Origin of the sequence: Streptomyces hygroscopicus subsp. hygroscopicus (assembly GCF_030269125.1) — a bacterium.
GTDB classification, from domain to species: Bacteria; Actinomycetota; Actinomycetes; order Streptomycetales; family Streptomycetaceae; genus Streptomyces; species Streptomyces hygroscopicus_C.
Window position 1 is genome coordinate 130271 of record NZ_BSSM01000009.1, and the last position, 19331, is coordinate 149601.

A 19331-nucleotide genomic window follows, 5' to 3' on the forward strand; every position below is an offset into this window, starting at 1 on the left:
GTGCGTCGGTCCAGCGGGGCAGTGGTCGGGTGGTCAGCACAGGCCCGAGGGCTTGGAGACCCGGCAGGCGTTGTGGTCGAAGGTGTTGCCGATGCCCTTGGTCTCCGTGTCGACCAGGTCCGCGGGGGCGTTGCCGATCAGCGCGTTGCCACTGATGCGGTTCTGGTCGTTGGTGACGCCCACGAAGCTCTTGAACAGCACGATGCCGCCGGACAGCGGGGAGCTGCCCGAGTTCCCGGTGACCCGGTTGCCGTCCACCACGGTCTTCTCGGTGCCGGTCAGCACGATGCCGGAGCCCTGGATGGCGGGCAGCCGGTCGGTCTTGGGGCAGGACTTGTTGTTCTGGGTGACGTCGTTGAAGGCGACCTCCAGGTGACCGGCCTTGGGCTTGTTCTCGTCACCGACGACGAACACCCCGGCGCAGTTGCCGGCGATGTAGTTCTCGGCCACCGAGAGATTGCGCAGGCGCCGTACGGTGACGCCGATGCGGTTGTTCTCCAGCCGGTTGTGGTCGATGACCGTCCGCTCGGTGTCGAGGGCGCCGGCCTCCTCGGTGATGGTGTTGGCGAGGAAGACGCCCGCGTCACCGTTGCCCTCGGCGTAGTTGCCCACGATGTGCCCGTGCACGGAGCGTTCCTGGGCGATGCCCCACACGGCGTTCTTCACGGCCTGCACGTCGCGCACGGTCATGGTGTCCGTCGCCATGCCGAACACCCCGGCGCGGGCGAAGCCGGTCACCTTCAGGTCGGCGACGGTGACGCCCTTGACGTTCTTCGTCTTGGTGCCGATCACGCAGATGCCGTTGCCGCCCTCGGCGCAGCTCTTGGTGGCCTTGGTGGCCTTGGTGCCGGTGTCCGGCGCCTTGCCCGCCGCCTTCGCCGCGGGCTCGATCACCGTGCTCGCGCCCGTCCCGCGCAGGGTGACGTGCGGCGTGTTGATGGTGACGCTCTCCTTGTAGACGCCGGGGAGCACGAGCACGGTGTCGCCGGGCTGCGCGCTGTTCACGGCCTTCTGGATCGATTCACCCTGGTGGACCACCAGGGTCTGGTGAACGGCCGCCGCGGGGGTGGCGCCCAGTCCGATTCCCGTGCCGACGAGTGCCGCGACGGCACTCGCGGCATAAGCGAAGTGACATCTCTTCATATCCGGTACGTTATGACCGAATAATCCGTAGATGTATATATAGGCCATCCGGCGGCGTGTCAGCGGAAGGGAACGCATACTGGCGACGTGACCCGGGTCGACCCCCTCCGCCGTGGACTCGGGGCGGTCGCGGGCCATGTCCGCGGTGCCCCGGGCACCTACGTCTGGCTGGCGGTCCTGTTCGTCACCACCGTCGCGGTGCACCACATGTCGCCCGGGTTCGAGCAGCACTTCCTGCGCCGCAGGTCGACCAACATCCACGAGCTGTCCCGCACCCCGCTGCGGGTGCTGGTCTCCAGCGCGATGTGGATCGAGGGCGGGCGCTGGCTGCCGTACGCGTTCCTGTACACCGTTTTCCACGCCCCGGCGGAGCGCTGGCTCGGCACCGCCCGCTGGCTCGTGGTGTGCGCGGCGGCCCATGTGCTCGCGTCCCTGGTCAGCGAGGGGCTGCTGCTGAAGGCGATCCGGGACGGCATCGCGCCCCACGCGGCCGTCGACACCCTCGACATCGGCGTCAGTTACGCCCTGGCCGGCGTCGTCGGCGTCCTCGTCTACCGCATCGCCGCCCCCTGGCGCTACGCCTACCTCGCCGTCGTCCTCGCCGTCTTCACCCTCCCGCTGACCGGGTCGCCCACCTTCACCGACATCGGACACTTCCTCGCGATGCTGATCGGCCTGGCCTGCTTCCCGCTGACCAGAGGCCGCGGAAAAGCATGGAATCCGAAGGAGACAGTGACCGCGCTCAAGGGTTAGGTTCCCGGCCATGAGCAGCTCGGCGAGCAGTTTCGTGAACGGTGGCATCTCCTTCTGGTACGCGGACGACGGCATCCCGGTGGCCCGGGAGCCGCTGCCCGGGGACGCCACGGCCGACGTGGTGATCGTCGGCGGCGGGTACACCGGCCTGTGGACCGCCTACTACCTGAAGAAGGCCGCGCCCTTCCTGCGGATCACCGTCCTGGAGCAGAAGTTCTGCGGGTACGGCGCCTCCGGCCGCAACGGCGGCTGGCTCTACAACGGCGTCGCGGGCCGCGACCGCTACGCGAAGCTGCACGGTCGCGAGGCCGCGGTGCGGCTCCAGCAGGCGATGAACGACACCGTCGACGAGGTCATCGCGGTCGCCGCGGCGGAGGGCATCGACGCCGACGTGCACAAGGGCGGCGTCCTGGAGGTGGCCACGACCCCGGCGCAGCTGGCCCGGCTGAAGGCGTTCCACGAGCACGAGCTGTCGTACGGCGAGAAGGACCGGGAGCTGTACGGCGCCCGGGAGACGGCCGAGCGGATCCGGGTCGCGGACGCCGTCGGCTCCGCCTGGACCCCGCACGGCGCCCGGCTGAACCCGGTGAAGCTGGTGAAGGGCCTGGCGGCGACGGTCGAGGGGCTCGGCGTGGTGATCCACGAGATGACCCCGGTCACCGAGATCCGGCCCAAGCACGCCGTCACCCCCTACGGCACCGTCCGCGCCCCCTACGTGCTGCGCTGCACCGAGGGCTTCACCGCGTCCCTCAAGGGCCAGAAGCGGACCTGGCTGCCGATGAACTCCTCGATGATCGCCACCGAGCCGCTGACCGAGGCGCAGTGGGCGGCGATCGGCTGGGACGGCCGGGAGACGCTCGGCGACATGGCGCACGCCTACATGTACGCGCAGCGCACCGCCGACGACCGGATCGCGCTGGGCGGGCGCGGGATGCCGTACCGCTTCGGCTCGCGCACGGACAACGACGGCCGCACCCAGCAGGCGACCGTCGAGGCGCTGCGGGACATCCTGGTGCGGTTCTTCCCGTCCCTGGCCGGTGCCCGGGTGACCCACGCCTGGTCCGGCGTGCTCGGCGTCCCCCGCGACTGGTGCGCCACCGTCACCCTCGACCGCTCCACGGGCCTCGGCTGGGCCGGCGGCTACGTCGGTTCCGGCGTGGCCACCACCAACCTCGCCGCCCGCACCCTGCGCGACCTCGTCCGGCAGGACTCCGGCCAGGCCGGCCGCACCGCACTGACGGACCTCCCCTGGGTCGGCCACAAGGTCCGCAAGTGGGAGCCCGAACCCTTCCGCTGGCTCGGCGTCCACGGCATGTACGCCACGTACCACACGGCCGACCGGCGCGAACGCCGCCACCCGGGCACGGAGTCCTCGCGGCTGGCGAAGGCCGCGGACCGGGTGGCGGGGCGGGGCTGAGGCGTCGGCGCCCCGGTCGCGCGGCACCTGCCCGAGGCCCCGACGGGGAAGGCGCCACCGCGGCGAAGACCGACGTCCCGCTCGGCGGACGACGTCGGCGCGCCCCGGCCTCAGCCGACCGACTCCCGCACCGCGGTCCCGGCCGGGGCGCCGTGTTCCGGGGCCGGGGCGGTCACCAGGAAGCCGGCGGTCAGGGCCGAGACGAGCATGATCGCGGCGGCCCAGGCGATGGCGACGGTGTAGCCGTGCACGACGCCGGCCTGGGCCACGCCGGGCCGGTGCGGGCGGCCGGCGATGTAGGCCGCGGTGCTGGTGGTGGCGATCGTGTTCAGGAGGGCCGTGCCGATGGAGCCGCCGACCTGCTGGGCGGAGTTGACGGTCGCGGAGGTGACCCCGGAGTCGCGCGGCGCGATCCCCGCCGTGGCCGTCGCGAACACCGGCATGAACGTCAGCCCCATGCCGAGCCCGAGGAGCAGCAGGGAGGGCAGGATCTCCCCGGCGTAGGAGGAGCGCACGGTGAGCCGGGTGAGCAGCAGCAGCCCGCTCGTCGCCAGCAGCATCCCCGGCACCAGCAGCCGCCGCGGCGGCACACGGGGCAGCAGTCGCGCCGAGATCTGCGTCGACCCGGTGACGATCGCGGCGGTCATCGGCAGGAACGCGAGACCCGTGCGGACCGGCGAGTACCCGAGGACGACCTGGAGGTAGTAGGTCATGAACAGGAACAGCCCGAACATGCCGATCACCGCGAACGTCATCGTCAGGAAGCACCCCGCGCGATCCCGGTCGCGCAGGATGTGCAGCGGCAGCAGCGGGCTCGGCGCCCGTGCCTGCCACCACACGAACGCCCCGAGCAGCAGCACCCCGGCCGCGAACAGCGTGAGCACCAGCGGATCGGTCCAGCCCCGGGGCTGGGCCTCGCCGAAGCCGTAGACGATCGCGACCAGGCCGCCGCAGCCCAGCAGCGCGCCGGGCACGTCGAGGCTGACGTCCCCGTGTCCCGGCCGGTCGTGCAGCAGCGTGAAGGCGCCGAAGACGGCGAGCGCCGCGATGGGCACGTTGACGTACAGGCACCAGCGCCAGGTCAGGTACTCGGTGAGCACCCCGCCCACGATCAGCCCGATCGCCGAACCGCTGCCCGCCAGCGCGCCGTAGACCCCGAAGGCCTTGCCGCGCTCGCGCGGGTCGGTGAACGTCGTGGTCAGCAGGGACAGCGCGGACGGCGCGAGCAGGGCCGCGAAGACCCCTTGCAGCGCTCGGGCGCCGAAGAGCATCCCCGGGCCGGTCGCGGCCCCGCCGAGCGCGGAGGCGGCCGCGAAGCCCGCCAGGCCGATCACGAAGGTGCGTTTTCGCCCCACGAGGTCGGCGACCCGGCCGCCCAGCAGGAGCAGGCCGCCGAAGGCGAGGGTGTACGCGGTGATCACCCATTGCCGGCTGCCGTCGGACATGTGCAGGGCGCGCTGCGCGGAGGGGAGCGCGATGTTCACGATCGTGGCGTCCAGGACCACCATCAGCTGGGCCAGGGCGATGACGACCAGTCCCCACCAGCGGTGCGGGTCCGTGACCTCCGCGGCGGCCCGGGGCTCACCCGTTCGGCCGATGTTCATCTGGCCAGAACACCATGGATCGGGAGGTGTCGCATCTGGGTGCTTCCACCCCTTTTCTCAGGGATTTCTCAGGGTTCCAGCACCACCTTCCCCACGGTGCCGCGGTTCTCCAGTGCCCGGTGCGCGGCGGCGGCCCGCGCGAGCGGGAAGCGGGTGACGGCGGGCCGCAGCCGGCCGCGCGCGGCCTCCGCGAGCGCCCGCTCCTCCAGTGCCCGCAGGCCCCCGCCGCGCCGCGTCAGCCCCGGTCCGAGCACGGACTCGGAGACCCCGGCCACGGCGTACCCGCGGCCCTCGCCGATCCCCTCCGCCGACCAGCCGAAGACGAGGTGGCGCCCGCCCGGCCCGAGCAGCGCCACGGCGTCCCGGGCGACGGCGCCGCCCACCCCGTCGTAGACGATCGTCGCGGCCCGCCCGCCGAGCCCGGCGCGGACCTCGGCGGCCCAGCCGGGCGCGGTGTAGTCGACGGCGAGGTCCGCGCCGTTCGCCCGTACCCGCTCCGTCTTCGCCTCCCCGCCGGCGAGCCCGACCACGGTCGCCCCCGCGGTCGCGGCGTACTGCACGAGCAGTGTCCCGATGCCGCCCGCGGCCGCCGGTACGACCACCACGTCGTCCGGGCCCGGCTCGGCGAACCCCGTGACGCCGAGGGCCGTGCGGCCGGTGCCGATCATGGCGACGGCCGCCGCGAAGCTCAGCGGCCCGGGGATCTCGTGCAGCCGCTCGGCGCCGGTGACGGCGAGTTCGGCGTATCCGCCGGACGCGAGGCCCAGGTGGGCGACCACACGCCGCCCGAGCCACGCCTCGGCCACCCCGTCGCCGACCGCGTCCACCACGCCGGCGACCTCGCGGCCGGGCACGGTGGGCAGGGCGGGCGGCGCGGGCAGCGGGCCGCGGTGCCCGGCGCGGAGGGCCGCGTCGAGCAGGTGCACCCCGGCCGCGGCGACCGCGATCCGCACCTGCCCGGGGCCCGGGACGGGGTCCTCGGCTTCCTCGTAGGCCAGGTTCTCGGCCGGACCGAAGGCGTACAGGCGTACGGCGTGCATGGGCGGCCCCCGGATGGACGGCTGTGTCGGTCGGCCCACTCTCCGACCTCAAGCGTGCTTGAGGTCAAGGGCGCCGGGGGCGATTGTCAGTGGCGGCGTGCAGCATGGGCCCCATGGCGAGGAGAACGACCGGCGGGAGCCGGGTGGGACGGGGCGCACGGCGGCCGGAGCTGCGGCTGCCGCCGCCCGCGCCGTGGGACGGCGGGGGACTGGAGCCCGACGGCGACTACGACGGGCTGGAGTTCCGGGACGCGGACCTGGCGGGACAGGACGCGGCCGGCGCCCGGTTCATGGACTGCGCGCTGCGGGGCTGCGCGGTCGACGGGACACGGCTGCGCCACGCCCGCGTCCTCGACTCCGCGCTCGCCGGCCTGCGCGGGGTCGGCACCGACCTCTCCGAGGCCACCCTGCGCGACGTCGAACTGACCGATCCGCGCCTCGGCGGCACCCAGCTGCACGGCGCGGTGCTGGAGCGGGTCGTCGTGCGCGGCGGCAAGATCGACTTCCTGAACCTGCGCATGGCCCGACTGCGGGACGTGGTCTTCGAGTCCTGCGTCCTGGTCGAACCGGACTTCGGGAGCGCCCGCCTGGAGCGGGTGGAGTTCGTGGACTGCGCGCTGAGGGGGGCGGACCTCACCGGGGCCACGCTGAAGGACGTCGATCTGCGCGGTGCCGCGCCGCTGGAGATCACCCGGGGCCTCGACCGGCTGTCCGGCGCGGTGATCGGGGCGGCCCAGCTGCTGGACCTGGCACCGGCGTTGGCGGCGGCGCTCGGGATACGCGTGGAGTAGGGAGCTGGGGGTCAGGGCCTAGGAGACACGGGGGAAGCGGGCCTGGAGGGTCCAGATCGCCGGGTTCTCGCCCAGCTCCTCATGGAGGTCGACGAGGTCGGCGACCAGGTCCTGGAGGAAGTCCCGTGCCTCCCGGCGCAGTTCGGCATGGGAGAAGGCGAGCGGGGCCTCGTCCGACGGCTGCCAGTCGGCGGTGATGTCGACCCAGCCGAAGCGGCGCTCGAAGAGCATCCGGTCACTGGACTCGGTGAAGTCCAGCTCCGCCCGCTGCGGACGGGCGGCGCGGGAGCCCATCGGGTCCCGGTCGAGCAGCTCCACGATGTCGCACAGCGCCCACGCGAAGTCCAGCACCGGCACCCATCCCCAGGCCGTGGACAGCTCCCGGTCCGTCTTCGTGTCCGCGAGGTACACGTCCCCGCAGAACAGGTCGTGCCGCAGCGCGCGGACGTCCGCGCGGCGGTAGTCGGTCTGCGGGGGGTCCGGGAACCGGTTGGAGAGGGCGTAGCCGATGTCGAGCACCTGACGATGGTGTCATGGCGCCGCGCGGGAGCCGCCGCCCGCTCCGATCCGCCTCCGCCTAAGATCGCTGACATGTCCAGATCCGTACGCTTGGTGCCGGCCGTCGCATCGGCGTTGGCACTCGCGCTCACCGGTACCGGGTGCGGGGGCGGGGTGCACGGCACGCCGGGTGGCGCGGGCCTGCGCGACCCGTACTTCCCGAAGGCGGGCAACGGCGGGTACGACGTCGGCCACTACGCCCTCACCCTGGACTACACCCCGGCCACCCGACGCCTCACCGGTACGGCGGTCATCACGGCCCGCGCGACCAAGGACCTGTCCGCGTTCGACCTGGACCTCGCCGGGCTGCACGTGGACTCGGTCGGCGTCGACGGCCGGGACGCCCGCTACAACCGGGCCGGACAAGAACTCACCGTCCGGCCGCACGACGACCTGCGCGAGGGCCGGACCTTCCGCACGACGGTCCGCTACTCCGGCGTCCCGAGGACCCTCACCGATCCCGACGGCTCCGCGGAGGGCTGGCTGACCACGGCCGACGGCGCGCTCGGCCTCGGCGAGCCGGTCGGGTCCATGGCGTGGTTCCCCGGCAACCACCACCCGTCCGACAAGGCGTCGTACGACATCGCCATCACCGTCCCGCAGGGCCTCCAGGCCGTCTCCAACGGGGAACCGGTCGGCCGGTCCACCCGGGGCGGCCGCACGACGTACCGCTGGCACACCGCCCAGCCCATGGCCGACTACCTCGCCATGGTCGCCATCGGACACTTCGACATCACCCGGTCCAAGGGCCCCGGCGGGCTGCCCGTCCTCACCGCGGTCGACCCCACGCAGGCAGAGGCGAGCGCGGGGGTCCTCGCGAGGCTGCCCGAGGTCGTCAAGTGGGAGGAGGACACCTTCGGGCCGTATCCCTTCTCCTCCGTCGGCGCCGTCATCGACCGCCCGGACGACGCCGGTTACGCGCTGGAGACCCAGAACCGCCCGGTCTTCCCCGGCGCCCCCGAACTCGGCACGCTCGTCCACGAACTCGCCCACCAGTGGTACGGCGACAGCGTCACCCCCAAGTCCTGGCGGGACATGTGGCTCAACGAGGGCTTCGCCACGTACGCCCAGTGGCTGTGGGACGAGGACCACGGCGGCGACACGGCCGAGCAGACCTTCCTGTCCTTCTACCACGCCCACGACGACGCCCTGTGGGCCTTCCCCCCGGCGACCCCCTCGAACGCCGCCCACATCTCCGCGTCCCCGGTCTACGAACGCGGCGCGATGGTCCTCCACAAGATCCGCCGGAAGGTGGGCGACGAGGCATTCTTCGCCCTCCTGCGCGCCTGGCCGGCCTCCCACCGCTACGGCAACGCGAGCACCGCCGACTTCACGGCATGGGTGCAACGGCGCTTCCCCGGCAAGGACTTCGGCGAGATCTGGAAGGACTGGCTCTACGGAGACGGCAGACCGGCGCACCCGTGAACCGGAGCCCCGCCGAGGACCCGGCCCCGCCCTTCCCCGGTGTCCGCAGGGGAAGGGCGGCGACGGCGGTTCGTCAGACGTTGACGCCGAAGTCCTGGGCGATGCCGACCAGACCCGAGGCGTAGCCCTGGCCGACGGCGCGGAACTTCCACTCCGCGCCGTTGCGGTACAGCTCGCCGAAGACCATGGCCGTCTCGGTGGCGGCGTCCTCGGAGAGGTCGTAGCGGGCGATCTCCGCGCCGCCCGCCTGGTTGACGATGCGGATGTAGGCGTTGCGCACCTGGCCGAAGTTCTGGCCGCGGTTCTCCGCGTCGTAGATGGAGACCGGGAAGACGATCTTGTCGATGTCGGCCGGGAGGCCGGCCAGGTTGACGTTGATCGCCTCGTCGTCGCCCGCGCCCTCGCCCGTGCGGTTGTCGCCGGTGTGCACGATGGTGCTGTCCGGGGTCTGCTTGTTGTTGAAGAAGACGAAGTGGGCGTCCGAGAAGACCTTGCCCTGCGCGTTGACCGCGATGGCGGAGGCGTCCAGGTCGAAGTCCGTGCCCGTGGTGGTGCGGACGTCCCAGCCGAGGCCCACGGTGACGGCCGCCAGGCCCGGAGCCTCCTTGGAGAGCGAGACGTTGCCACCCTTGGACAGGCTTACAGCCATGTTGGGAGTCCCTTCCTAGTGTTCGCTGTGCGTGCCGACGAAGCTACCGTCACCCGGGACAACGACGAGGGGGGTCCCTGTGGTTCCGCGCCCCTTTACCTTTTTTACCGACGCCTCCTCACCGATGCCTCATCCCGACGGCTTCCCGGCGGCTTCCCGCCGATCCGGAAATCCAGGTGACGCGACCGCCCGGGGCCGGGAACATGGAAGACATGTCCGGTCCTCACGTCATCCGCGGCTCCGTCTCCCTTCCCGAGGCCGAGCTGATGTGGCGTTTCTCCAGATCGTCGGGGCCCGGCGGGCAGCATGTGAACACCAGTGACTCCCAGGTGGAGCTGCGCTTCGACCTCGCGGCCACCGAGGCGCTGCCGCCGGTGTGGAAGGAGCGGGCCCTGGAGCGGCTGGCCGGCCGGCTCGTCGACGGGGTGGTGACCGTACGGGCGTCCGAGCACCGCTCCCAGTGGCGCAACCGCGAGGCCGCCGCCGTACGCCTCGCGGCCCTCCTCGCGGAGGCCAGCGCACCCCCGCCCAAGCCCCGCAAGCCCACCCGGATACCGCGTGGCATCAACGAGCGCCGGCTGCGGGAGAAGAAACAGCGCGCCGAGACCAAGCGGGGGCGCACGGGGCGGGACTGGGGCTAGCGGACCGCCACGCCCCCGCACCCGCCGGTTCACCCCAGCCCCAGCACCCCCACCGTCTGCCCCCCACTCGTCTCCCCGTTCTTCCTGAACCCCAGCCGGAGATAGAAGTCCTCGGGGCCGTCCGCCCCCGGGTGCCAGGTGACATACAGCTCGGAGCCGCCCCGGCGACGGATCTCCGAGCCGACGGCGGCGACCGCGAAGCGTCCGTATCCCCGTCCCTGCTCGCCCGCCGCGATGTTCAGCCGCCACAGCCCCGACCGGCGCACGCTCCCGTCGCCGTACCAGTCGATGTCGAGGAAGGCCATGAGGAACCCGACCGGCCGTGAGCCGTCGAGGATCAGCCGGGGCCAGGCCACACCCGCGGGGTGGACGTACGCCTCGGCCAGCGACCGTTCCACCGGCTCGACCGCGTGTTCCTGGTCGGGCCGGACGCGGATGCCGACGGCCGCCTCGAAGGTGCGGGGCGTGATCTCTTCCAGGTGCGGTGTCATCCGCGCACCCTAGGCGGTGATTTCGGTCCGCCACCACGGAAATACGAGGGAGGCTCAGCCCAACTGCCGGTACCGGCCCCGGAAATACATCAGCGGCCCGCCCTCCGCGCTCGGCACCCGGGCCGTCAGCACCCGGCCGATGACGAGCGTGTGGTCCCCCGCCGCCACCCGCTGCTCGGTCCGGCACTCCAGCGTCGCGAGCGCGCCGCCGACCAGCGGGGCGTTCGTGACCTCGCCGCGGGCGTACGCGATGTCCTCGAACAGGAGCCGGTCGCTGATGCGGCCCTTCATGGCGAAGCGCCCCGCGACGTGCCGCTGGCTCTCGGCGAGCACCGACACCGCCCACAGCGGCTGTTCGGCGAGCAGGTCGTCCATGCGCGAGCCGTTCCGCAGGCTGACCAGCACCAGCGGCGGGTCCAGGGAGACCGACATGAAGGCCGTCGCGGTCATGCCGACGTCCTCCACGCCCGGCGCGTCCGGGTCGTCCGGGACGAGCGGCGGTTCCTGCGCGGTGACCAGGACCACACCGGAGGACAGGCGGGACATCGCGGCCCGGAACTCGTCGTTGCTCACCCCCTCAGCATGCCCGGAAGCGGCGGGGGCGGTGGGGGAAGGCGTCTTCAGCACGCCGGAAACGCTAGTCTGCGCCCTGTGCACCCCGCATCGGGCCTCCGCCCGAGCCGGGTCCTAGGACCAGCGGCGGACAGCGGTGCGCGCAACGGTGGCCCCGGCATGCGGTGAACGCCGGGAAAACGCGGAATCTCCGCCCAATTGTTCACGTTTTGCTGTGACTTGAGTCACAAGGGGCCTGAATTGTTGACCCTGTGTACCGGGTGGGCAGCGCACTGTGATTCAGTGGCTGGGAAACTGCTGGAGAACCACGAGACGCCGAAGACGACGACCCTTGATTCGCTGCGAGGTCTCGGGGGGAGGGCGAGCATGGAGACCGAGTCGGAGCCGTACGTCCGTCTTGCGTCCCTGCGTCAGCTGCACCAGGTCATGGCCGACATGAACACGGCACGCAGCCTGGCGGACACCCTGCAGTCCGTCGCCGACGGCGTGGTCAACGCCCTCGGCTACGAGATGGCGGCGGTGAACCTCGTACGCCCCGACGGCGACCTCGTCGTCGCGGCCTTCTCCGGCAACTCCGCCGCCGAGGCCCTGATCACCGGCCGGGTCGGCTCCCGTGACGCCTGGGAGCGGCGCCTCGGCATGGGCGAATGCTGGGGCGACCTCGTCTTCATACCGCACACCGAGGGCTGGGTGCTGGACGACGACGACGTGCCCCAGTGGTTCACGGACGGGCCCGCGCCCCGCTTCGAGGACGAGTGGCACCCCTCCGACCGGCTCTTCGCGCCCATGTACACCCCGGGCGTGCCCGGCGGCTCCCGCGGCGAACTGCTCGGCGTCATATCCGTGGACCGGCCGCGCAACGGCCGGCTGCCCGGCGCCTGGGGCCGCGAGGCCCTCCAGATGTACGCCTTCCAGGCCGCCATCGCGATCAGCAACGCCCGGCTGCGCTCCAACATGCAGCGCGCCCTGGTGCGCCTGGAGCGCGAGCAGCAGGCGCTGCGGGCGAGCGAGGAGAGCTTCCGGCAGGCCTTCGAGTACGCGCCGTCCGGCATGGCCATCGCCGAGTTGGGCGGTGAACAGCACGGCCGCATCCTGCGCACCAACGACGCCCTGTGCCGGCTGCTCGGCCGCCCGGCCTCCGCGATGCGCCGCTACTCCTTCTCCGACCTGGTCCACCCCGAGGACATCGGCACCCTGCTGCGCACCTCCGCGGAGGGCGGCCGGGCGGAACTCCGGCTCGGCCGCCGCGACGGCAGCTACGTCTGGGTGTCGCTGCGCAACAGCGTGGTCGCGGACGCGGCCGACGGGCCCCGCTTCCTGCTCACGCACGTCGAGGACATCGAGGAGCGCAAGCGCCGCGAGCTCCAGCTCGCCCACCGCGCCTCGCACGACTCGCTGACCGGCCTGCCGAACTCCGCCGAGCTGCGCTCACGGCTCGCCGCCCGGCTGTGCCGCCGCCCCGCGCACGCCCTGGAGTCCCTGGACGCGGCCTACGGCCACCCCTCGGCCTTCGACGGCCCCACCGGGCACGGCTTCGACTTCGCGCCGGGCGCCGAGACGTACGACGGCTACGACCACCATGTGCACACCGTCGCCCCCGAGGGCGAGCAGGACGACGGCACCAAGGGGCTCGCGGTGCTCTTCTGCGACCTGGACGGCTTCAAGTCGATCAACGACCGGTTCGGGCACAACGCGGGCGACGCCGTGCTGATCGAGGTCGCGCGGCGGCTGTCCCAGGGGGTGCGCGACGGTGACACGGTGGCCCGGCTCGGCGGCGACGAGTTCGTGATCCTCGCCGACGGGCTCGGCCGCGCCGACGCCCAGGACCTGGCGGTACGGCTGCGCAACGAGATCATCCAGCCGATCCGGGCCGAGGGCCGGGCGGTCCGGGTGGGCGCGAGCTTCGGCATCGGCTGGGCGCACTGCGGCATGACGGCCGACGAAGTGCTGAAGTCGGCTGACGAGCGGATGTACGTAGAGAAACGATCTCGTCCCAAACAGCATCGACGTGCGGGATGAACCGCAGGTCGGACGGTTGATGCGGTCTGCGTCACCCGTTTGGCACAACCGGAGCGGGTAGGCTCGCCTTTCCAGCCATGACCGCATCCGTTCGCACCTGTTGAGGAGTACCAAGGGATGACGCCCGGCGACAACGGCGCGAGCACGCCCGAGGAAGACGACCCGTTCGGCTACCTGTACGCAGACGGCCAGGCCAGAGGGGCGCAGCCGCCGTCCGGTGGCTACGGCTACCCGAACTCGGTCAGCAGGGTGCGCACGGTCGGCGAGCGTCAGTACGGTCAGCAGCAGCCGCCCTACGTCCCGCAGCAGCAGGGCGCCTACGGCCAGCCGAACGCGCACTACCAGGCCCCGGAGACGCTGCCCGGCGGCACGCCGCCGACCGGCCGCCCCCCGGCCCCCCGGTCCGGCCCCGGCCGCGGCGGGCCCAACACCAAGGGCCTGCTGATCGGCGCGATCGCGGTGGTCGCCGCGGTGGTCATCGGCATCGGCGTCGCGATGATCAACGGCAACTCGGACGACGACAAGTCCGGCAACCAGGCGGGCGCGACCCCGACCCAGCAGCAGTCGACGGCGCCGACCCCGACGAGCAGCAGCTCGGCGGGCGGTGAACTGCCGAAGGTCGATGCGGCGGACAGCTCGGTGCAGCTGTCCGGCGGCGCCGCGCCGGCCACGGACGTCAAGGCCTCGCGGGCCGCGGGCGGCAAGTACGTGGGTGGCCTGAACCAGGTCGGCGCCTCCGTCACCTGGAGCGTGGACGTCCCCTCGGACGGCCCCTACACCCTCTTCACCGGGTACAGCGCGACCGGCGAGGACCAGTCGATGACGGTCACCGTCAACGGCAAGGAGTTCGGCAGCAAGCTCGGGCTGAAGAACTGGCGCCACGCCGCCGACAACGACTTCGCCCACGGCTGGACCCGCTCCTACGTGTGGCCCACGCTCAAGAAGGGCAACAACACCATCTCCATCTCCTGCCAGCCGGGCGACAAGTGCAACGTCCTGCTGGACCAGCTGTGGCTGAAGGCGGGCCAGGTCACCGGCTGAGCCGTCCATGGCTCATCGGCTCTGTTCCGGCGCTTCGAGCACCGTGACCCGGCCCAGCAGCTCCTCGTATGCCGGTCAGCCGGGTCGGGGTGGCGGCGCGCCAGCGGCCCTCCGGGGTGGACGCCAGGAGGCCGTCCGGGCCCAGGGAGGCCACGACCGTGTGGGCGCCCCGGCGGACCGCGCGCCGCGTATCAGGTTCGCGTACGCCCCCACCGGCACCCCCGGCGGGGGGCTGCCGCACAGGGCCACCGCCGAGGTCCACCAGCGAGAACCAAGTCCTTGGTCGCCGGCGATCGTATGTTCTCAAGGGTGGCGCGGGTCGATGATCGTCACCCATGAGTGAGTCGGTTCCAAGCCGCGGTGACCTCACTTGTCACCGCCACCCGCCCCCGCAGCTCCTCGTACACCGCTCGGTCGAACTCGCCGGCGCCCGGGGCCTGGACGGTCGCTGCCGACAAGGCGACTGCGCAGGCCAGGCGGTCCGGCCACGGGAGCATCTCGACGAGCCCCGACAGAAGGCCGGCTACCGCCGAGTCGCCCGCGCCCGTCGGGTTGCCGTGGAGTGTGATGGGTGGGGCGGCGTGCCAGCGGCCCTCGGGGCTGACGGCCAGCAGGCCCTGCGCGCCCAGGGAGGCCACGACGGTGTGGGCGCCCCGGCGGCGGGCGTCCTGGGTGGCGCGCAAGGGCTCGTGGGAACCGGTGAGTTCGGCCAGCTCGTCGGCGTTGGGCTTGATGATGTCGGGGCGGGCCGCCACCCCGCGGCGCAGCGGTTCGCCGCTGGTGTCCAGCAGGACCGGCACGCCGCGGGACCGCGCGCCGCGCACCAGGTTCGCGTACGCCCCCACCGGTACCCCCGGCGGCAGGCTGCCGCACAGGGCCACCGCCGAGGCGCCGGAGAGGAGTCCGTCGTAGCGGTCCAGGAAGGCGCCCCACTCGGCGGGCGTGATCTGCGGGCCCGGCTCGTTCAACTGCGTGGTGTCGCCGGAGCGTTCGTCCACCACCGCGACGGTGCGCCGGGTCGCCCCCGCCACCGGGACCAGCGCGTCCGCCAGTCCCTCGGTGCCGGCGAGCCGCTCCCGTACCGCCCGGCCCGTGCCGCCGCCCGCGAACCCGGTGACCGTCACCTCGTGCCCGAGCGCGGCCAGCACCCGGGCCACGTTGACGCCTTTGCCGCCGGGCCGCTCGATGACCTCCGAGACCCGGTGCGAGGCGTGCGGCCGCAGGGAGCGCACCCGGTAGGTGATGTCGAGAGCGGTGTTCAGCGTGACCGTGAGGATCACCCGGGCTGCCTCCCTCGAAGTACCTGGCGCCGCCGCCCGTCGCCGCGTCGCCGGGCCCCGATCATGCCAAACGGACGGCGACCGGCCCAGTCGCGGGGCGGCCGCCACCTCGGGGAAAAGCCGGGCGTATCAGCCCAGTTGGGGCGCCACCACCCACTCGCCCCGCCGCATCACGCCCTTCACGTCGAACTCGGCGTCCAGCAGCACCAGGTCCGCGTCCTTTCCGGGCTCCAGGGAGCCGACGCGGTCCGAAAGGCCCAGCAGACGGGCCGGGTTGGCGGACAGGGCCTTCACCGCGTCCCCGACCGGCAGCCGGTCCACCGTCACCGCCCGCTTGAACGCCCGGTCCAGCGTCAGCGTGGAGCCCGCGATCGAACCGCCCTCCACCAGCCGCGCCACCCCCTCGCTGACCTCCACCTCCAGCGGGCCCAGCATGTAGCGGCCGTCGCCGATCCCGGCCGCGTCCATCGCGTCCGTGATGAAGGCCACCCGGTCCGCGCCCGCGTGGTGGAAGGCCAGCTCCAGCGCGGCCGGGTGCAGATGCGTGCCGTCGTTGATCAGCTCGACCGTCACCCGCTCGTCCTCGAGCAGCGCCGCGACCGGGCCGGGGGCGCGGTGGCCGAGGGCGGGCATCGCGTTGAAGAGGTGCGTGGCGACCGTGGCGCCCGCCTCCACGGCCTCCACCGTCTGCTCGTACGTCGCGTCCGTGTGCCCGATCGCCGCGATCACCCCGTGCTCGGCGAGCAGCCGTACCGAGTCGATGCCGCCGGGCAGTTCGGCGGCGAGCGTGAGCATCCGTGCCTGTCCGCGCGCCGCGTCGATCAGCTTGCGCACCTCGGCCGGCTCCGGGTCGCGCAGCAGCGCCTCGGAGTGGGCGCCCTTGCGGCACGGCGAGATGAACGGGCCCTCGAAGTGGATCCCCGCGATCTCGCCCTGCTCGGCCAGCTCGCTGAGCAGCCCGGCCTGGCGTGCCAGCGCGTCCGTCGCGTCGGTGACGGTGGAGGCGACGAGGGTGGTGGTGCCGTGCTCGCGGTGGGTGCGGACGGCGGTGAGGATCTCCTCGGCGGTGCCGGAGAAGGAGGCCCCGCCGCCGCCGTGGTTGTGGAGGTCGACGAAGCCGGGGACGAGCCAGTGGCCGCTCACGTCGACGGTCCGGGCGCCGGCCGGCGCGGTGCCGGTGATGCGCGTGCCGTCCACGCACAGCCGGCCGTTCTGCACCGTTCTGGTGGGGAGGACCACGTTCGCGCCGGTGAGTACCTGCGGGTTCGTCGTGGCTCCTCTTGGACTGGCCATCAGGTGTCTACCTCCGGAGTAGAAGTGATCGTCAAGAGATCCCGCGCCAGCAGTCCCGCGCCCAGGCAGCCCGCGGCGTCGCCGAGGGCGGCGGGGACGACGGACGGCAGTTTCTGGAAGGTCACCCGGCGCCGGACGGCGTCCCGCAGGGGCTGGAACAACACTTCCCCGGCCTCGGCGAGACCGCCACCGATGATCAGCGTCCGCGGGTCCAGCAGGGTGAGGGCGGTGACCAGCCCGTCGGCGAGCGCGTCCACCGCCTCCTGCCAGACGCGCCGGGCCGCGGGGTCGCCCGCCGCGACGGCCCGCGCGCAGTCGGCCGCGTCCGCGTCCGGGTTCCCGCCGGCCGCCGCCCAGCCCTCGCTGACGGCGGCCGCGGAGGCGTACCGCTCCAGGCAGCCGCGCTGCCCGCACGGACAGGGCGCGCCCCCGGGTCGTACGACGACGTGGCCGATCTCGCCCGCGAAACCGTGCGCCCCCGACTCCACCCGGCCGTCGATCCCGATGGCGCCCGCGATGCCGGTGCCGAGCGGCACGAACAGGAAGCGGTCCGCGCCCCGGCCCGCCCCGATCCGGCCCTCGGCGAGTCCGCCGGTGCGCACGTCGTGGCCGAGCGCGACGGGCACCCCGAGCCGCTCGGCGAGCAGGTCCCGCAGCGGCACGTCCTTCCAGCCGAGGTTGGCGGAGTAGACCGCGGTGCCCTGCTCCTCGTCGACGATGCCGGGGACCGCGATGCCGGCGGCGGCCGGCGTGCCGTGGTGCTCGGCGCCGTACGCGTACAGCTCGGCGGCGAAGTCGAGGATGCCCGCGACCACCGCGTCGGGCCCGCGTTCGCGGCCGGTGGCGCGGCGGGCGCGGTGCAGCAGGACGCCGTCGTCCCCGACGAGGGCGGCCTTCATCCCGGTACCGCCCACGTCCAGGGCGATGACATGTCTCACGGGGAACAGTGTGACCCGCTGACCCGCGAGAGGTCTAGTCCACTCACGTGGTGTAGACCTTAGGCGTTCATCTCATGATCGTTCGAGCAGCAGGGGTCGGGATTTTGACGGTGCGTCGGCGTACGGCAGGAATGATCGCGATGGTGTCCGCCATGGGCATGACCGCACTCCTCGGCGGCTGCGGGAGCACGGGCTCCTCCGACGTGACCCTCAGACTCGTGGCCGCGGACTACGGCGACTCGCCGGCGAACAGTTCGCGGAAGTACTGGGACTCGCTGGTCAAGGAGTACGAGACGACACACCCGGGCGTGCGGGTCCAGGTCAGCGTGTACTCCTGGAACGACGTCGACCGCAAGGTCAAGGAGATGGTGGACGCCGGACACGCGCCGGACATGGCCCAGATCGGCGCCTACGCCGACTACGCGGCCGCGGGCAAGCTGTACCCGGCCTCCGACCTGCTCTCCATCCGCACCCAGGCGGACTTCCTCTCCCAGCTGTCCGACGCCGGCCAGTGGAGCCACACGCAGTACGGCATACCCTTCGCCGCGTCCACACGGGTGCTCTTCTACAACAAGACGCTCTTCGCGAGCGCCGGCCTCACCCCGCCGACCAGCTGGGACGAGCTGGCCGCGGACGCGAAGGCGCTCAAGGCGAGGGGGGTGGAGTACCCCTTCGCGCTGCCGCTCGGCCCCGAGGAGGCGCAGGCCGAGACGATGCAGTGGCTGCTCAGCGGCGGGAACGGCGGGTCCGGGGGTACCGGCTACACCGACGACATCGGCACCTACACCATCGACTCCGAGCAGAACGTGCGGACCTTCGACTGGCTCAAGGACGACCTGGTCGGCAAGGGGCTCACCGGGCCGGTGCCGCCGGGGAAGCTGAACCGGGCGCAGGCGTTCGCGGCGTTCGCCGACGGCCGGGTCGGCATGGTCAACGGGCATCCCACGCTGATCCAGCAGGCCGAGGAGAAGGGCGTGCGGTTCGGCATGGTGCCGACGCCGAGCCGGACCGGGCGGGCGAGGGCGTCGATGGGGGTGTCCGACTGGATGATGGCGTTCAAGCAGAACGGCCACGCCGACCGGATCGGCGACTTCCTGAACTTCGTCTACAGCGAGAAGAACGTCCTCGACTTCTCCCGCGCCTACGGTCTGCTGCCGGTCACCACCTCCGCGTCCAACGCCATGAGCGCCTCGGACGCGGCGTCCGACAAGGCCCTGCACCCCTTCCTCGACCAGCTGGCCACGAGCGAGCTGTATCCGGCGGGCAAGACCTCCTGGGCGTCGGTCAGCGCGGCCGTGAAGCAGGACATCGGCCAGGCGGTCGCCCCCGGCGGCGACCCCGCGACCGTCCTCACCCGTCTCCAGGCCAGGGCCACGGCCGCGGACAGCGCCGCGAGCACCGACTGAGCGCTACGGTTTCCCCCATGGAACTGGGCGAGCGCGAGAAGGCCATCCTCGCACTGGAACGCCGGCCCTTCGCGGGCCCCGGCGCGAAGGAACGCGCCATCCGCGAGGACCTCCACCTCTCCCCGGTCCGCTACTACCAGCTGCTCAACGCCCTCCTCGACGACGAACGCGCCCTCTCCCACGACCCGGTCACGGTGAACCGCCTGCGCCGGATCCGGGAGACGCGTCGGTCGGAGCGCTGAGCCGCGCCTTCGCGCCGACGGCTTCGG

At 72.6% G+C, this 19331-nt stretch carries 19 protein-coding genes and 1 pseudogene; 9 read left to right on the forward strand and 11 right to left on the reverse strand.

Annotated elements, in window-relative coordinates:
• Positions 1–33: 33 nt before the first annotated feature.
• Positions 34–1143, reverse strand: a complete 1110-nt coding sequence (locus tag QSK45_RS20975; protein ID WP_285559093.1) for a right-handed parallel beta-helix repeat-containing protein — start codon at positions 1141–1143, stop codon at positions 34–36.
• Between the two features lie 87 nt (positions 1144–1230).
• Here QSK45_RS20975 and QSK45_RS20980 point away from each other — a divergent pair, with 87 nt between their 5' ends.
• Positions 1231–1896 carry a rhomboid-like protein gene (locus QSK45_RS20980; RefSeq protein WP_285559095.1) on the forward strand — a complete coding sequence of 222 codons (666 nt, stop codon included), beginning with the start codon at positions 1231–1233 and terminating at the stop codon, positions 1894–1896.
• 10 nt (positions 1897–1906) lie between these two features.
• Positions 1907–3313 (forward strand): NAD(P)/FAD-dependent oxidoreductase, encoded by a 1407-nt coding sequence (locus QSK45_RS20985; protein ID WP_285559097.1) that lies wholly within the window; start codon positions 1907–1909, stop codon positions 3311–3313.
• A 110-nt stretch (positions 3314–3423) separates the two neighbouring features.
• Here QSK45_RS20985 and QSK45_RS20990 read toward each other — a convergent pair whose 3' ends face one another.
• Both QSK45_RS20990 and QSK45_RS20995 read right to left on the reverse strand, forming a co-directional pair.
• Positions 3424–4917, reverse strand: a complete 1494-nt coding sequence (locus QSK45_RS20990) for an MFS transporter (protein WP_285559098.1) — start codon at positions 4915–4917, stop codon at positions 3424–3426.
• Positions 4918–4985: 68 nt separating this feature from the next.
• The gene (locus QSK45_RS20995; RefSeq protein WP_285559101.1) at positions 4986–5957 is read right to left on the reverse strand and encodes a zinc-binding dehydrogenase; all 972 of its coding nucleotides are present in this window, start codon (positions 5955–5957) and stop codon (positions 4986–4988) included.
• Positions 5958–6070: 113 nt separating this feature from the next.
• Here QSK45_RS20995 and QSK45_RS21000 point away from each other — a divergent pair, with 113 nt between their 5' ends.
• Positions 6071–6748 carry a pentapeptide repeat-containing protein gene (locus QSK45_RS21000; RefSeq protein ID WP_285559103.1) on the forward strand — a complete coding sequence of 226 codons (678 nt, stop codon included), beginning with the start codon at positions 6071–6073 and terminating at the stop codon, positions 6746–6748.
• An 18-nt stretch (positions 6749–6766) separates the two neighbouring features.
• Here QSK45_RS21000 and QSK45_RS21005 read toward each other — a convergent pair whose 3' ends face one another.
• A complete protein-coding gene (locus tag QSK45_RS21005) occupies positions 6767–7267 on the reverse strand; it encodes a hypothetical protein (protein WP_285559104.1) in 501 nt (166 codons plus the stop codon).
• Positions 7268–7339: 72 nt separating this feature from the next.
• On the opposite strand from QSK45_RS21005, the gene QSK45_RS21010 reads away from it, so the two are divergent.
• Positions 7340–8731, forward strand: coding sequence for a M1 family metallopeptidase (locus tag QSK45_RS21010; RefSeq protein ID WP_285559106.1), 1392 nt, complete (start codon positions 7340–7342; stop codon positions 8729–8731).
• Positions 8732–8804: 73 nt separating this feature from the next.
• Here QSK45_RS21010 and QSK45_RS21015 read toward each other — a convergent pair whose 3' ends face one another.
• A complete protein-coding gene (locus QSK45_RS21015) occupies positions 8805–9380 on the reverse strand; it encodes a TerD family protein (RefSeq protein WP_285559108.1) in 576 nt (191 codons plus the stop codon).
• Between the two features lie 203 nt (positions 9381–9583).
• Between QSK45_RS21015 and arfB the strand changes: the two genes are divergently transcribed.
• The gene (gene arfB / locus QSK45_RS21020; protein ID WP_285559110.1) at positions 9584–10021 is read left to right on the forward strand and encodes an alternative ribosome rescue aminoacyl-tRNA hydrolase ArfB; all 438 of its coding nucleotides are present in this window, start codon (positions 9584–9586) and stop codon (positions 10019–10021) included.
• Between the two features lie 29 nt (positions 10022–10050).
• Here the strand turns inward: arfB and QSK45_RS21025 are convergent, their stop codons facing one another.
• Together QSK45_RS21025 and QSK45_RS21030 are read right to left on the reverse strand one after the other, a co-directional pair.
• Positions 10051–10512, reverse strand: coding sequence for a GNAT family N-acetyltransferase (locus QSK45_RS21025; RefSeq protein WP_285559112.1), 462 nt, complete (start codon positions 10510–10512; stop codon positions 10051–10053).
• A gap of 54 nt (positions 10513–10566) precedes the next feature.
• Complete coding sequence (locus tag QSK45_RS21030) at positions 10567–11139, reverse strand: flavin reductase family protein (protein WP_285559115.1); 573 nt, start codon at positions 11137–11139, stop codon at positions 10567–10569.
• Positions 11140–11451: 312 nt separating this feature from the next.
• On the opposite strand from QSK45_RS21030, the gene cdgB reads away from it, so the two are divergent.
• Positions 11452–13104, forward strand: a complete 1653-nt coding sequence (gene cdgB / locus QSK45_RS21035) for a diguanylate cyclase CdgB (RefSeq protein WP_285559117.1) — start codon at positions 11452–11454, stop codon at positions 13102–13104.
• A gap of 117 nt (positions 13105–13221) precedes the next feature.
• The gene (locus QSK45_RS21040) at positions 13222–14145 is read left to right on the forward strand and encodes a carbohydrate-binding protein (RefSeq protein WP_285559119.1); all 924 of its coding nucleotides are present in this window, start codon (positions 13222–13224) and stop codon (positions 14143–14145) included.
• 52 nt (positions 14146–14197) lie between these two features.
• On the opposite strand, the pseudogene QSK45_RS21045 reads toward QSK45_RS21040, so the two are convergent.
• The 4 genes and pseudogenes from QSK45_RS21045 to QSK45_RS21060 all read right to left on the reverse strand — a co-directional run.
• Positions 14198–14397: pseudogene (locus QSK45_RS21045) on the reverse strand (1-phosphofructokinase); the annotation flags it as partial.
• A gap of 77 nt (positions 14398–14474) precedes the next feature.
• A complete protein-coding gene (locus QSK45_RS21050; RefSeq protein WP_285559121.1) occupies positions 14475–15425 on the reverse strand; it encodes a 1-phosphofructokinase family hexose kinase in 951 nt (316 codons plus the stop codon).
• A gap of 129 nt (positions 15426–15554) precedes the next feature.
• Positions 15555–16718 (reverse strand): N-acetylglucosamine-6-phosphate deacetylase, encoded by a 1164-nt coding sequence (gene nagA / locus QSK45_RS21055; protein WP_285559123.1) that lies wholly within the window; start codon positions 16716–16718, stop codon positions 15555–15557.
• Positions 16718–17656 carry an ROK family protein gene (locus QSK45_RS21060; protein ID WP_285559125.1) on the reverse strand — a complete coding sequence of 313 codons (939 nt, stop codon included), beginning with the start codon at positions 17654–17656 and terminating at the stop codon, positions 16718–16720. Before QSK45_RS21060 ends, nagA begins: the two co-directional genes overlap by 1 nt.
• Before the next feature lie 152 nt (positions 17657–17808).
• Between QSK45_RS21060 and QSK45_RS21065 the strand changes: the two genes are divergently transcribed.
• Entirely contained in the window at positions 17809–19062 is a 1254-nt protein-coding gene (locus QSK45_RS21065) for an extracellular solute-binding protein (RefSeq protein ID WP_490993594.1), read from the forward strand.
• 17 nt (positions 19063–19079) lie between these two features.
• Entirely contained in the window at positions 19080–19304 is a 225-nt protein-coding gene (locus tag QSK45_RS21070; protein WP_285559128.1) for a DUF3263 domain-containing protein, read from the forward strand.
• Positions 19305–19331 lie beyond the last annotated feature (27 nt).

Coding starts and splice junctions, on each gene's coding strand:
- QSK45_RS21000 (WP_285559103.1), top strand. CDS start 6,071: ATGGCGAGGAGAACGACCGGCGGGAGCCGGGTGGGACGGGGCGCACGG.
- QSK45_RS21070 (WP_285559128.1), top strand. CDS start 19,080: ATGGAACTGGGCGAGCGCGAGAAGGCCATCCTCGCACTGGAACGCCGG.
- QSK45_RS20975 (WP_285559093.1), bottom strand. CDS start 1,143: ATGAAGAGATGTCACTTCGCTTATGCCGCGAGTGCCGTCGCGGCACTC.
- arfB (WP_285559110.1), top strand. CDS start 9,584: ATGGAAGACATGTCCGGTCCTCACGTCATCCGCGGCTCCGTCTCCCTT.
- nagA (WP_285559123.1), bottom strand. CDS start 16,718: ATGGCCAGTCCAAGAGGAGCCACGACGAACCCGCAGGTACTCACCGGC.
- QSK45_RS20990 (WP_285559098.1), bottom strand. CDS start 4,917: ATGAACATCGGCCGAACGGGTGAGCCCCGGGCCGCCGCGGAGGTCACG.
- QSK45_RS21010 (WP_285559106.1), top strand. CDS start 7,340: ATGTCCAGATCCGTACGCTTGGTGCCGGCCGTCGCATCGGCGTTGGCA.
- QSK45_RS21040 (WP_285559119.1), top strand. CDS start 13,222: ATGACGCCCGGCGACAACGGCGCGAGCACGCCCGAGGAAGACGACCCG.
- QSK45_RS21015 (WP_285559108.1), bottom strand. CDS start 9,380: ATGGCTGTAAGCCTGTCCAAGGGTGGCAACGTCTCGCTCTCCAAGGAG.
- QSK45_RS21025 (WP_285559112.1), bottom strand. CDS start 10,512: ATGACACCGCACCTGGAAGAGATCACGCCCCGCACCTTCGAGGCGGCC.
- QSK45_RS20985 (WP_285559097.1), top strand. CDS start 1,907: ATGAGCAGCTCGGCGAGCAGTTTCGTGAACGGTGGCATCTCCTTCTGG.
- cdgB (WP_285559117.1), top strand. CDS start 11,452: ATGGAGACCGAGTCGGAGCCGTACGTCCGTCTTGCGTCCCTGCGTCAG.
- QSK45_RS20995 (WP_285559101.1), bottom strand. CDS start 5,957: ATGCACGCCGTACGCCTGTACGCCTTCGGTCCGGCCGAGAACCTGGCC.
- QSK45_RS21065 (WP_490993594.1), top strand. CDS start 17,809: ATGGGCATGACCGCACTCCTCGGCGGCTGCGGGAGCACGGGCTCCTCC.